General features: G+C 68.1%; 11 protein-coding genes, 1 pseudogene and 1 other annotated feature. Of the genes and pseudogenes, 1 reads left to right on the plus strand and 11 read right to left on the minus strand.

What is annotated here, in order from left to right:
* Position 1: 1 nt before the first annotated feature.
* The 5 genes and pseudogenes from AC1RTO_RS12015 to AC1RTO_RS12035 all read right to left on the minus strand — a co-directional run bounded on the left by AC1RTO_RS12015 (position 2) and on the right by AC1RTO_RS12035 (position 3,588).
* Positions 2-424, minus strand: coding sequence for a hypothetical protein (locus AC1RTO_RS12015; RefSeq protein ID WP_493161072.1), 423 nt, complete (start codon positions 422-424; stop codon positions 2-4).
* A 113-nt stretch (positions 425-537) separates the two neighbouring features.
* On the minus strand, positions 538-1,830 hold the full coding sequence (hslU, locus tag AC1RTO_RS12020) for an ATP-dependent protease ATPase subunit HslU (RefSeq protein ID WP_493161073.1): 1,293 nt from the start codon (positions 1,828-1,830) through the stop codon (positions 538-540).
* Between the two features lie 111 nt (positions 1,831-1,941).
* Positions 1,942-2,487 (minus strand): ATP-dependent protease subunit HslV, encoded by a 546-nt coding sequence (hslV, locus tag AC1RTO_RS12025; protein ID WP_230781641.1) that lies wholly within the window; start codon positions 2,485-2,487, stop codon positions 1,942-1,944.
* 319 nt (positions 2,488-2,806) lie between these two features.
* Positions 2,807-3,043: pseudogene (locus AC1RTO_RS12030) on the minus strand (3TM-type holin); the annotation flags it as partial.
* 5 nt (positions 3,044-3,048) lie between these two features.
* A complete protein-coding gene (locus AC1RTO_RS12035) occupies positions 3,049-3,588 on the minus strand; it encodes a glycoside hydrolase family 108 protein (RefSeq protein WP_493161074.1) in 540 nt (179 codons plus the stop codon).
* A 186-nt stretch (positions 3,589-3,774) separates the two neighbouring features.
* Positions 3,775-3,830, plus strand: a sequence feature (sul1 is cis-regulatory element that is thought to sense ions involved in sulfur or methionine metabolism; They are found in Alphaproteobacteria).
* Positions 3,831-3,902: 72 nt separating this feature from the next.
* On the opposite strand from AC1RTO_RS12035, the gene AC1RTO_RS12040 reads away from it, so the two are divergent.
* On the plus strand, positions 3,903-5,372 hold the full coding sequence (locus AC1RTO_RS12040; protein ID WP_493161075.1) for a SulP family inorganic anion transporter: 1,470 nt from the start codon (positions 3,903-3,905) through the stop codon (positions 5,370-5,372).
* 43 nt (positions 5,373-5,415) lie between these two features.
* Here AC1RTO_RS12040 and sdhA read toward each other — a convergent pair whose 3' ends face one another.
* From sdhA to ftsZ, 6 genes are all read right to left on the minus strand, one after another.
* Positions 5,416-7,218: a succinate dehydrogenase flavoprotein subunit gene (sdhA, locus tag AC1RTO_RS12045; protein WP_493161076.1), complete on the minus strand. Its 1,803-nt coding sequence runs from the start codon at positions 7,216-7,218 to the stop codon at positions 5,416-5,418.
* Positions 7,215-7,598 (minus strand): succinate dehydrogenase, hydrophobic membrane anchor protein, encoded by a 384-nt coding sequence (gene sdhD, locus AC1RTO_RS12050; RefSeq protein WP_293873080.1) that lies wholly within the window; start codon positions 7,596-7,598, stop codon positions 7,215-7,217. The genes sdhA and sdhD overlap by 4 nt, the downstream gene beginning before the upstream one ends.
* Complete coding sequence (gene sdhC, locus AC1RTO_RS12055; RefSeq protein ID WP_493161077.1) at positions 7,598-8,026, minus strand: succinate dehydrogenase, cytochrome b556 subunit; 429 nt, start codon at positions 8,024-8,026, stop codon at positions 7,598-7,600. Before sdhC ends, sdhD begins: the two co-directional genes overlap by 1 nt.
* A 105-nt stretch (positions 8,027-8,131) precedes the next feature.
* Complete coding sequence (locus AC1RTO_RS12060; protein WP_493161078.1) at positions 8,132-9,310, minus strand: deoxyguanosinetriphosphate triphosphohydrolase; 1,179 nt, start codon at positions 9,308-9,310, stop codon at positions 8,132-8,134.
* Entirely contained in the window at positions 9,307-11,343 is a 2,037-nt protein-coding gene (locus AC1RTO_RS12065; protein ID WP_493161079.1) for a tetratricopeptide repeat protein, read from the minus strand. The genes AC1RTO_RS12060 and AC1RTO_RS12065 overlap by 4 nt, the downstream gene beginning before the upstream one ends.
* Positions 11,344-11,689: 346 nt before the next feature.
* Entirely contained in the window at positions 11,690-13,189 is a 1,500-nt protein-coding gene (gene ftsZ / locus AC1RTO_RS12070) for a cell division protein FtsZ (protein ID WP_493161080.1), read from the minus strand.
* Positions 13,190-13,258: the final 69 nt, after the last annotated feature.

Below are 13,258 nucleotides of genomic sequence, written 5' to 3' on the forward strand. Positions count from 1 at the left end.
GTCAGGCGCGGGGCATCTGCAACGAGGCGAAGCAGGTGAAGCCGCCCTGCCCGCGCTGCAACCGGCGGATATAGCTGACATAGGCGCGGTTGCTGTCATAGGTCGTGCCGGGCAGCTGGCCGCCGGCGAGCGCGCGCTTCACCTCCTCACCCTTGAACGGGCGCGGAGCGGGCGGGAATGCGCCCTTGGTGCCGGGGGCGACGACCTTGCCGGCAGGATCGATGAAACGCCCCGCCCGCCCCAGGTCGGGCACCGGGATCTGGCAATTCATCACCGAACCGGCGGTTTGCGCCAGCGCCGGACGGATCGAGACGACCGCACCGGCCGTCACCGCGCCGAGCATCAGCACGCGGCGCCGGGTCGAGACAGAATCGTCCCCGGCTTGCGCTTCGTCCTGGCCGTCGATCGGCGTCGCGTCGTTCATGGCACCCCTGCTAGACGACGCTGAGTTTCACATTCGCTAACCACTGGCAAGCGCCGCAACGCGTGCCATCGCGAGACGACGGGCGCGCCCGCCGCCTCGCTATCGGCTTGGGATTACAGCACGAAGCGGCTGAGGTCGGTGTTGCGGGCGATCCCGGCAAGCTGGCGATCGACATAGGCGGCGTCGACGATCACGCTCTCGGTGCGATCCTCGGCGTCGAAGCTCACCTCTTCGAGCAGCTTCTCCATCACCGTCTGCAACCGCCGTGCGCCGATATTCTCGACCTGCCCGTTCACCTCGGCGGCGATGCGTGCGATCGCGGCGATACCGTCCTCGGTAAAGCTGACCTCCGCACCCTCGGTCGCCAGCAGCGCCTTATATTGCAGCGGCAGCGACGCCTTGGTGTCCGACAGGATCGCGATGAAATCCGCCTCGGTCAGGCCCTTCAGCTCGACGCGGATCGGCAGGCGCCCCTGCAATTCAGGCAGCAGGTCCGACGGCTTGGCGACGTGGAAGGCGCCGCTGGCGATGAACAGGATATGGTCCGTCTTCATCGGGCCGTATTTGGTCGCAACCGTGGTGCCCTCAATCAGCGGCAGCAGGTCGCGCTGCACGCCCTCACGACTGACCGATCCGCCACGCACGTCGCTGACCGCGATCTTGTCGATCTCGTCGAGGAAGACGATGCCGTTGGCCTCGGCATCCGCCAGCGCGGTGCGGCTGACCTCGTCCTGGTCGAGGCGCTTGTCCGCCTCTTCTTCGACCAGCTTGTCCCACGCCGCGCGCACGCCGATCTTGCGGCGCTTCAACTGCTGGCCGCCACCGAACGATTTCATCATCTCGCCGAGGTTTATCATCTGCGGCCCGGCGCCCGGCACCTCGAAGGGCGTTGCGGGCGCCTGTTCCAGCTCGATCTCGATCTCGGTCGCATCGAGGTGCCCGTCGGCGAAGCGCTGCTTGAAGCTTTCGCGCGTCGCCTGGCTGCTGTCCTTGCCGACCAGCGCGTCGAGCAGGCGCTTCATCGCGGCCTCCTCGGCCTTGTCCTTCACCGCGACGCGACGACGCTCCTTCTCCAGCCGGATCGCCTCCTCGACCAGATCGCGCGCGATCTGTTCGACGTCGCGACCGACATAGCCGACCTCGGTGAACTTGGTCGCCTCGACCTTGACGAACGGCGCATCGGCCAGCTTGGCGAGGCGACGGCTGATCTCGGTCTTGCCGCACCCCGTCGGCCCGATCATCAGGATGTTCTTGGGCGTCACCTCGTCGCGAAGGTCGGCGGACAATTGCTGGCGGCGCCAGCGGTTGCGCATCGCCACCGCAACCGCGCGCTTGGCGTCGGCCTGTCCAATGATGTGGGCGTCGAGAGCGGCGACGATCGCCTTGGGGGTCAGGTTCTGGTTCATGTCACAATCTCTCCCCTCCTGCGTGCGGGAGGGGTCGGGGGTGGGAAAGCAACGGGCGGCAGGGGAAGTGGACAGGGCCACTCCCGGCCCCTCCCGCAAACGGGAGGTGCGTTACGTATCGCTGTCCATCAATTCGATCGTGGTCCGGTCGTTGGTGTAGACGCAAACCTCGGCGGCGATCGCCATCGCCTTGCGGCACACCGTCTCGGCATCCGCCTCGTAATCGACCAGCGCCCGCGCCGCGGCGAGCGCGTAATTGCCGCCCGATCCGATCGCCGCGACGCCATTCTCGGGCTCCAGCACGTCGCCGTTGCCGGTGAGGATCAGCGTCACGTCCTTATCGGCGACGATCATCATCGCCTCCAGATTGCGGAGGAATTTGTCGGTGCGCCAGTCCTTGGCCAGCTCGACCGCGGCGCGCATCAGCTTGCCCTGATGCCGCTCCAGCTTCGCTTCGAGCCGCTCGAACAACGTGAAGGCATCCGCGGTCGCTCCGGCGAAGCCGCCGATGACCTGCCCGTCCGCGCCGAGGCGGCGGACCTTCTTGGCATTGGGCTTCATCACGGTCTGGCCCATCGAAACCTGGCCGTCGCCGATGACGACGACCTTTCCGTTGCGCCTGACCGAAAGAATGGTGGTGCCATGCCAGACCGGCATGGAATGTGAATCGTTCCCGCTCATGCCGCGCGATGTAGGGTGGCGGGTGGCGGGGTGCAAAGGGTGCGCTCAAGAGAGGGCGCGAAGTCGGTTGGATTCACGCTGGAGCCGCGGAACGGGTTTTGTTGCGCAGAGGTGCGGAGAGCGCGGAGGAGCGTCCAGCGGCACAACCGCTTACCGGCTCTCTCCTAGGTCGCGGTGAAGCGGGGAACCTGCCTGCGGCGCCGACCCTATGCGTCCTCCGCGCCTCTGCGCGCCAAAACCCACTCCGCGTCTCCGCGTGAGTCAGACCTTCTTCGCGCCCCCCACACGAACAAACCTACTCCACTCCCCGGGCCTTCCCCCACGCCCGGGCCGCGGTGTACCCCAGATAACCCGTCCCGAACAAAGCGTACAAAGGCTCCGGGATCGCCGCCAGATACGCCCCCATCCCCCGCGCCATCGCCGCCGCGGTCGCCGGGCTGATCGCGCCGATCACGCTCATCGGGATCGCCCACAACAGCAACGCGTACATCACGTAGAGGAACATCGGCCGCGCCCGCCGCACCCACGGATCGGGCGTCACGACAACCGCTCCGCCAGCCAGCCATACAGGAACGCCTCGTTCGCCGGCCGCCGTTCGGCGAGCGCGACATAATACTCCCCCTGCAAGGCATCGACCGCGCGCACCAGCACGCGCTCCCCCGCCGCCCCGCGCCGCGCGAAGAAGGCATCGAGCGCCGCCAGCGTCCGCGCGCCGATCGCCCGGTCGAGCACGAGGTCGGCATAATCGCTCGCCCCGCGGTTGAGCGCATTGAGCGCACGCTGGAGGAACCCGATCGCGACCGGAGTCCCCATGTTGACGCCGGTATCGAACATCTCGGCCGCCAGCAGGGGCGCGCGCGTCGCGATGCGATCGAACCCCGGCGCGCGCCAGTAGACGTTCTCATAGATCGCCGCCGCCACCGCTTTCGGCATGTCCCGGATCGGCCCGTGATAGCCGTTGGCGCGCGCGACCGCGACGGTGATCCCCCATCGCGTCGCCCCGCCGCGGTCCGCGGGATGATCGACATAGCTGCCCTCCCGCGCGATCAGCCCCTCGATCAATGCAGCCGGATTCATCGTCCCTTCCCCCCGTCGTTCCCGCGCGAGGGATCATGCCGCATGCGAATAGGACAGCGGATTCTGGTGAGCGGTCGGGAATGCCCGTCCCACAGACGGTTAGGCGCATCGGTGCTCGCCACCGGTCCATCACGCCGACCCGGCTGTTGCGCTGCAGCACGAACCGCGGTACCCCGTCGCCATTCGCAAGGACCCGGTGTAATTCCGGGTGGCTATTCCGGCCGCCGATCCGCCGGACAACATGAAACCGCGCCTGACATCCTCCCATCGCAGTCGCTGCGATGCCCGTTCGCGCGGTCCATGCGGACCTGTTCATGACCCTATCCCTCTCCCGCTACCGCGCCGAATGGTACAGCGGCGGCGCCAATGCCCGCCGTGACGTCCTCGCCGGCATGGTCGGCACCTTCGCGCTCATCCCAGAAGTCATTGCCTTCTCCTTCGTCGCCGGCATCGATCCCGAAGTCGGCCTGTTCGCCTCGTTCGTCATCGGCATCGTCATCGCGATCTTCGGTGGACGACCGGCGATGATCTCCGGCGCGGCCGGTTCTGTCGCGCTGGTCGCCGCCGCGCTCGTCCACAGCCACGGCCTGTCCTATCTGCTCGGTGCGACGATCCTTGCGGGGGTGTTCCAGATCGTCTTCGGGTTGTTCAAGCTGGACGTGCTGATGCGCTTCGTGTCGCGATCGGTACGCACCGGCTTCGTCAACGCACTGGCGATCCTGATCTTTTCCGCGCAGGTGCCGCAAATGGTGGGCGTCAGCTGGCATACCTACGCGATGATCGCTCTGGGCCTCGCGATCATCTACTTGCTGCCCCGCGTCAGCGATGCGATCCCGTCGCCGCTGATCTGCATCGTCGTGCTGACCGCGATCAGTATCGCCTTTCCGATGCCGCTGCACACCGTCGCCGACCTCGGGCGGTTGCCGGCGTCGCTGCCGCATTTCGCCCTCCCCGCGCTGCCGCTCGAATGGCGGACGCTGGGGATCATCGCGCCTTATGCGCTGGCGATGGCCGCGGTAGGCCTGCTCGAATCGCTGATGACCGCGAGGGTCGTCGACGACCTGACTGAGAGCAACAGCGACAAGGCACAGGAAAGTACCGGCCTCGGCCTCGCCAATGTCGCGGCGGGCCTGTTCGGCGGCATCGCGGGGTGCGGGATGATCGGCCAGACCGTCGGCAACGTCCGCTATGGCGGGCGCGGGCGGCTGTCGACCCTGGTCGCGGGCGTGTTCCTGCTGGTCGTGATGGTGCCGCTGCGGCCATGGGTCGCGCAGGTGCCGGTCGCCGCGCTGGTCGCGATCATGATCATGGTGTCGGCGAGCACCTTTTCCTGGGGCTCGTTGCGCGACCTCGCCCGGCATCCCAAAGTGTCCGGCGCGGTGATGCTGGCGACCGTCGCGGTGACGGTGGCGACGCACGATCTGTCGATGGGCGTCGCCGTCGGCGTGCTGATGAGCGGCGTGTTCTTCGCGTTCAAGGTGACGCGCCTGATGCAGGTCGCCACCGGCTATGACGCCGCCACGGACACGCGTACCTATGACGTGTCGGGTCAGGTGTTCTTCGCCAGTGCAGAGATCTTCGCCGACCGCTTCGACCTGCGTGATGTGGCCAGACGAGTACGGATCGACCTGACGCAGGCGCATCTGTGGGACATCACCGCCGTCGGCGCGCTGGAGGACGTGGTGTCCAAACTGCGTGCGCATGGCATTGCGGTGGAGGTGGTCGGGCTGAATGCGGCGAGCAGCGTGCTGGTCGACCGTCACGCGCCGCTGGTGCTGGGCTGATCCTGCGATAGCCCCTCCCCGTCGGGGAGGGGCTATCGCAGGATCAATACACCCGCTTCTTCGGCTTGATGTACTCGACGTCGTCGGTCAGCGTATAGTCGTGCACCGGACGGTAATCGATCGCCGTCGCACCGCCGACGCCGCCCCAGCCGGTGAAGGTCGTGATGGTGTGCTTCATCCAGTTCGCGTCGTCGCGATCGGGGTGATCCTCGTTCACGTGCGCGCCGCGCGATTCCTTGCGGTTCGCCGCCGAATCGATCGTCACCACCGCCTGCGCGACCAGATTGTCGAGTTCCAGCGTCTCGATCAGGTCGGTGTTCCAGATCAGGCTGCGGTCGTTGACCTGCACGTCCTCCATCTTGCGATAGATGCCCGTCATCAGCGACTGGCCCTCGGTCAGCAGCGCATTGTCGCGGAACACCGCGCAATGCTTCTGCATCGTGCGCTGCATCTCGCCGCGGATCTCCGCGGTCGGGGTGCTGCCGGCGGCGTTGCGGAACTTGTCGAGACGGGTCAGCGACAGCTCTTCCGAACCCTTGGGCAACGGGTTGTGCGTGCCGTTCGGCTTGCAGATGTCGGCGATCCGCTTGCCGGTCGCACGCCCGAACACCACTAGATCGATCAGGCTGTTCGAGCCAAGGCGGTTGGCGCCATGGACGGAGACGCACGCAGCCTCGCCCACCGCGAACAGGCCGGGGACGACCGTGTCGGGGTTGCCGTCGACCAGGTTGACGACCTCGCCGTGGAAGTTGGTCGGGATCCCGCCCATGTTGTAATGCACCGTCGGCGTCACCGGCAGCGGCTGGCGCGTCAGGTCAACGCCCGCGAAGATCTTGCCCGTCTCGGTGATGCCCGGCAGCCGCTCATGCAGCACCTTGGGATCGATATGGTCGAGATGCAGGAAGATATGGTCGCCGTTCTTCCCGACGCCGCGGCCTTCGCGCATTTCCATCGCCATCGAACGGCTGACGACGTCGCGCGAGGCGAGGTCCTTCGCCGACGGGGCATAGCGCTCCATGAAGCGCTCGCCCTCGGAGTTGGTCAGGTAACCGCCCTCGCCGCGCGCGCCTTCGGTGATGAGTACGCCCGCGCCGTAGATGCCGGTCGGGTGAAACTGGACGAACTCCATGTCCTGGAGCGGCAGGCCGGCGCGCAGCACCATGCCGCCGCCGTCACCCGTGCAGGTGTGCGCCGAGGTCGCCGAGAAATAGCAGCGCCCGTAGCCGCCGGTCGCGAGCACGGTATTGTGCGCGCGGAAGCGGTGGATCGAGCCATCCTCCATGCACAGCGCGACGACGCCGCGGCACTGGCCGTTCTCCATGATGAGATCGAGCGCGAAATATTCGACGTAGAAGTCGGCGTCGTAACGCAGCGACTGCTGGTAGAGGGTGTGCAGCATCGCATGGCCGGTGCGGTCGGCGGCGGCGCAGGTGCGCTGCGCGGGGGGACCTTCGCCCATGTTCTGCATCATGCCGCCGAACGGGCGCTGGTAGATGCGGCCCTCGTCCGTGCGGCTGAACGGCATGCCGGCATGCTCCAGCTCGTACACCGCGGCGGGCGCCTCGCGGACCATATATTCGATCGCGTCCTGGTCGCCGAGCCAGTCCGAACCCTTGACGGTGTCGAACATGTGCCACGTCCAGTGATCCGGCCCCATATTGCCGAGGCTGGCAGCAATCCCGCCCTGCGCCGCGACGGTGTGGCTGCGGGTCGGGAACACCTTGGTGATGCAGGCGGTCTTCAGGCCGTTCTGCGCGCATTCCATGACGGCGCGCAGGCCCGAGCCGCCCGCGCCGACGACGACGGCGTCATAGGTATGGTCGATGATCTTGTAGGCGGCGCTCATGCGGCGGCTCCGAAGGCGACCTTGAGGATCGCGAAAATGGCGGTCGCGGCGGTCGCGACGGTGAAGAAGTTGAGCAGCAGCATATAGGCGACGCGCTTCTCGCCGTGCTGGTAATCCTCGATCACCACCTGCAGCCCGAGGCGGAAATGATAGAAGACCGACACGATCAGCAGCAGCATCGGCACCGCCGCCCAGCTGTTCTGCAACCAGCTGTGGACGCTGGCATAGTCATAGCCCGGCATGCGTAGCAGGGCAAAAACGAACCAGAGCGTCAGGAACAGGTTGGAGCCCGCGGTGACGCGCTGGCGCCACCAGTGATGTGCGCCTTCCTTGGCGCTGCCGAGGCCGCGAACGCGGCCGATGCTGGTGCCCGAACCCATTACTTCATCCCCAGGTAGAGCCAGAAGGCCGCGGTCAGGACGAACCCGCCGGCGATCACGATCAGGCTGAACATCTTGTTGCGCTTCAGTTCGAAGGCGGCGCCCGCATCCATGACGAGGTGGCGGATGCCGTTCAGCATGTGCGTGAAGAAGGCATAGGTGACGCCGATGCCGACCACCCAGCCTATCACGTTGAGATTGCCCGCATCGGTGGTGAAAACGTCGCGGAACGTCGCATAGGCCTCGGCGCCCGACGCGATCGCGGCGAGCCACCAGACCAGCAGGACCGTACCGACGGTCGCCATGCCGGATCCGGTCGCGCGATGAAGGATGGAGACCAGCATATGCGGCCCCCAGCTGTAGTGGAGCTTCAGGAAGCCCGAAAAGAGATGCGGGCTGCGCGGACGCGCCGGTGTGCGGGATGCCATGAACGGTCCTCGGGCAAAATCGAATGCATTGCCTATTAGGCCGCCAGTGCTGCGATGCAACCCATCGCTTCGGCTTACCGCAGTGACCGCCGGCGGATCGCTTCTCTAGAACCCTTCGGGCAGGTCTATCGCGCCGACCAGTTCGCGATAGCGGGCGATGGCGTAGCGATCGGTCATGCCGGCGATGAAGTCGGCGATGTGGCGACTGCGCTGCGGCTCCTCGGTCGGCACGTCGACTGACCAGTCCGCGCTCATCGCCGTCGGATCGGCACGATAGGCGGCGAACAGCCCGCTGACGATGCCGTGCGCCGCGTCGGCGGCCTCGAGCTGGCGGGGGTGATGATAGAGGTTGGCGTACATGAAGCGTTTAAGGTCGCGCTCCTCCTCGCGCATCGCCGGCGAGAAGCCGCACAGCGCCTCGCCCGCCTGCCGGACGTCGTCCGCGCTGCCGACGCCCGATGCGGCGACGCGGCGGCGCGTCTCCTCGATCAGGTCGTTGACCATCGTGCCGATCTGGCTGCGGACGAGTTCGCTCGCCAGCCGCTTGGGCGCGACCTCCGGAAAGCGCGCGCAGGCCGCATCCCAGCCGCGCGCGACGATCGGCACCGCGAGCAGCTGGTCGAGCGTCAGCAGGCCGGCGCGCAGGCCATCGTCGATATCGTGATTGTCATAGGCGATGTCGTCGGCGATCGCCGCCACCTGCGCCTCGAGGCTGGCATGCGTCGCCAGATCGAGCGGGAACGCCGCGTCCGCTTCGCGCAGCGCCCAGCCGGGATGGCGGACGGGGCCATTGTGCTTGGCCAGTCCCTCCAGCGTCTCCCAGGTCAAATTGAGCCCGTCCCAGCGCGGATAGGGCCGCTCGATATGGGTCAGCGCCCGTAGCGTATGGCCGTTGTGGTCGAAGCCGCCGACATCGGCCAGCGCCACCTTCAGCGCGTCCTCGCCGGCATGGCCGAACGGCGGATGGCCGATGTCGTGCGCGAGGCACAGCGCCTCGGTCAGATCCTCGTTCAGCCCCAGCACGCGCGCGATCGTCCGGCCGATTTGCGCGACCTCGAGGCTGTGGGTCAGGCGGACGCGGAAATGATCGCCGTCGGGCGACATGAACACCTGCGTCTTGTGGCGCAGGCGGCGGAAGCTGATCGAATGGATGATGCGGTCGCGGTCGCGCTGGAAATCGTCGCGGGGGCCACGGACCGCGAGTGGCGCGGTCCCTGTCTGTTCCTCGTGAAGACGACCTTTGCTGCGCGCCGGGTTCGAGGCCCAGGGCGCGCGCACGCTCACTTGGCGGGCAATTTGGTCACGGCCTGCCCGGCGTCGCTGCTGAAGGTGAAGGCCGACACGCCCGCCTTGGCGAGCTGGTTGACGAAGCCGCGCGCCTCCGCATCGGTCTTGAACGGGCCGGTCAGCACGCGGTTGGTCGCGCGCAGCGGCGTCGACCAGCCGCCGCGGCTGCCGAAGACCGTCGGCGCCTTTGCCTTCACCGCGGCATAGGCCTTGGGCAGATCGCCTTCATAGGCGCCGCCCGCGACCTGCACCCAGATCCTCGCCGGATTGGCGCGCGCCGCCTTCTTCTCCTCGGCCGCCGCCTTGGCCTCGGCGAGCTTCTTTTCGTCGGCGAGTTTCTTCGCGGCGAGCGCCTTCCTGTCGGCGACCGCCTTGCGATCCGCGGCGCGTTTCTCCGCCGCGGTCTTGATCGCCAGCGCCTTTTCGGCGGCGGCGTCGCGTTCTTCCTTAGCCTTCGCCTCCGCCATGACCCGCGCGGCGGTGTCGACCGGCGGCACCGCGGCGACGGGCGCGGCCCGGATCGGCTCGACGACACCGAGTTCCGACGCCGGGATCGACAGGCCGGCAACGATCCGCGCAAGCACCGAATCGGCCTCGGCACGCGACGGCGGCGCGGTGAAGTTCGCGGGTGGCGCCGCAGGGGCCGGCGACACCGCCGCGACCTGAACCAGCGGCGTCGGCGCGATCACCGCAGGCGTCGGGGCGGCGGTGGTGACCGTCGGCTGCGTCGGCGAGGACGTGAAGCCCGGCGTCGGCGCGGCTGACGGGCGCGGCTGTGCGGGCACGGACTGGACGACCGTCGTTGCGGCGACCTGCGTCGGCGTCGCCGGGGCGATGACGGCGGTTGCGGGTGGCGGCGTAGGGGCCTTCGCCAGCACGGCGAGATTCGCGGCCTCGGCCGTGGTCGGTGCCAATGCCGGAGGACGGCTCGCGGGGTTCGACACGGGCAAGGGTGTCGGCGCGATGGTGGCGGGCAACGGATTCGACGCCGCGCTCACCAGCGTCACCGGCGCGGCGGATGCCGGCAGCGGCTGGACGCGCGCGAGTGCCGCGGTCGCCGCCTGATAGGAGGGTGCAGCCGGCGTCGGCCGCGATGGCTGCGTCGTCGTCGCGGCGAGCGCGACCGCTGACGCGGCAACGGATTCGCGACCGCCCCGACGCCTGCGATCCTTCCTGCCCGGCAGCGCCGCGGGCTGCACCGCCGCCAGCGCGACCGGCTGCTGTTCGGGCGCCAGCTGCGGCAAGTTCGGCGCCAGCCGCGCGTCGGCGAGCCGCTCGGGCGTCGCATGCACCTCGCCGAAATGCACGGCGAAGGCGCGGTCCGCGGCGGGCAGCGCGGGCAGGCGCTGGAAGAACGGCTGCAATCCCTGCGCCATGCCGACCGGCAGCATCGTCGTCGCGATCTTCTCGGCGCCGGCCTGATCGCCGCCCATCGCCAGCACGAAGGCGCGGATGCGCCACGCGCTGCGATCCGATTTGCGCAGCAGCGGATCGAGCTGTTCGAGCGCCGCATCGCGCTTGCCGGAAATGCCGAGCGACAGCGCATAACGCTTGACGATCTCGTCGTCCGGCCGCGCCTTCAGCGCCAGCCGATAGTCGCGCTGTGCCCGCTCCTGCTGGCCGATCAGGTCATAGGCGAGACCACGGTCGGCGGCGAAGCCGCGCGCGTCATAGCCCGCCGCCTCGGCCTGCGCGAAATAGCGCAGCGCCTCGCCAGGCCGTTCGGAGCGAACGAGGATCGCCCCCTCGCCCGCCTTGATCCGTGGATCGCTCGCCGACACCTTCTCGGCGCGGGCATAGAGCGAGGCGGCACCGCTGAGGTCGCCGAGCGACAGCGACAGGTCGGCCGCCGCGATCAACGCATTAAGATCGCGCGGGTTCGCCGCGAGCGCGCGCATCTGCTCGGCCAGCCGATCGGCATCGGTGGTGCCGGGCAGCGCCTGCACCACCTCCTGCGCCAGGAGGGCGGCGGGCGCACTCGCCGCCAGAAGAGCGGCGGGCGCCAGAAAAGCGGAGGTCAGGAAACGCATGGGGTCCCGGCGACTAGAGCCCAGCCAAGCCGAACCGGCAATGTCCGATTTGGCGTCGCGCGGTGAAACGGGGCTGGACGGCGACGAACATCGTTGCTGGCTCGGGCTGCGGGTTGGATCGACATGCGGCGTCCGCGGGCATGGAAGCCACGACGGCCGGACACGGTGACCAATGGATGCGCCCGTCACCCGAACGCCACCCTTTGGCCGGCATCGTCCCCTCCCCGACAGGGAGGGGTATACGCCGGTTTGAACCGCTGCCACCGCGCCAAAGCGGCGTAACGCCGCGCGGCGCGAAGGCAGCATCGACACGACTGCTCCTCCCCGCTCAGGGAGGGCTCGCGGTTTACTGGTTGTTCTGGCGGTGCAGGAAACGCGGGATGTCGATCGGCTCCTTGCCGTCGCCATCCGCCTCGTCGCGAGCCGGGCCGCGTGCGGCGTTCGACATGCGCTCGAACAGCGTGCCGCCAAGCTTTACCCGCGGCTGCGGTGCCGCGTCGGGGGCGGCTGCCTCGCTACCGGGGGCGATCCACGGCCGGCGCCCTTCGACGGCCGGTGCCGGGGCACGCGGGGTCGGTTCGTCGGCATAGGTCCTGGGCGGCTGCGGCACGATCGTCTCGGCGCCGAGCACCAGTTCGTCGTCCGCTGCATCCGCGGTCTGCGGCTGCGCATCGGCCTGTACCGCATCGGCCTTGTCGAGGTCGAGCGGTGCGGGGGCTGCGGCCGGCGGCGCGGCGAAGGACACCGACGGGGCGGGCGCCGCCGCTTCAGTGGCCGGGGCGCTGGGACGGAAGGAGGTGCTGTCGTCGGTCTTGCGGCCCATGCCGAAGCTGAACGACTTGGCCGCTTCCGGAGCGGGCGCGGCGGCACCGGGCTTGGCGTCCGAATCGATACCAGTGGCGACCACCGACACGCGGATGCGGCCTTCCAGCTCGGGGTTGAACGCCGAACCCCAGATGATGTTGGCATCGGGATCGACCAGGTCGCGGATATGGTTGGCGGCCTCGTCAACCTCGAGCAGGCGCATGTCGTCGCCGCCGGTGATCGAGATGATGACGCCCTTGGCGCCCTGCATCGACACGCCATCGAGCAGCGGGTTGGCGATCGCCTTCTGCGCCGCTTCCAGCGCGCGATTGTCGCCGCTCGCCTCGCCGGTGCCCATCATCGCCTTGCCCATCTCCTGCATCACCGAACGGACGTCGGCGAAATCGAGGTTGATGAGGCCAGGCATAACCATCAGGTCGGTGATGCCGCGCACGCCCTGCTGGAGGACCTCGTCCGCCATCTCGAACGCTTCCTTGAACGTCGTGTTGGCATTCGCGATCAGGAACAGGTTCTGGTTGGGGATGACGATGAGCGTATCGACATATTTCTGCAGCTCCTCGATGCCGCCGTCGGCGCTCTTGGCGCGACGATTGCCCTCGAAGCTGAACGGCTTGGTGACGACACCGACCGTCAGGATGCCCATGTCGCGCGCCGCCTTGGCGATCACCGGCGCCGCACCTGTGCCGGTGCCGCCGCCCATGCCGGCGGCGATGAAGCACATGTGCGCGCCCTCGAGCCGCTTGGCGAGATCGTCGATCGTCTCTTCCGCTGCGGCACGGCCGATCTCCGGCCGCGACCCCGCGCCGAGACCTTGGGTGATCTTCGCACCCAGCTGGATGCGGTGCGGCGCGATCGACGACTTCAGCGCCTGCGCATCCGTGTTGGCGACGAGGAAGTCGACGCCCTGCACGTCGGCGCGCATCATGTTGGCGATGGCGTTGCCGCCGGCGCCGCCGACACCGATGACGGCGATACGCGGGGTCAGCTCGTCGACCTCCGGAGTGATGAATTCGATGCTCATGACCTGACTTTCTCCGCCCCTACCGGTGAACGCGCCGGGACCTTGATTAACCTTTTGCCTCAACGACTC

This window comes from Sphingomonas sp. GW821-FHT10F09 (genome assembly GCF_058809195.1).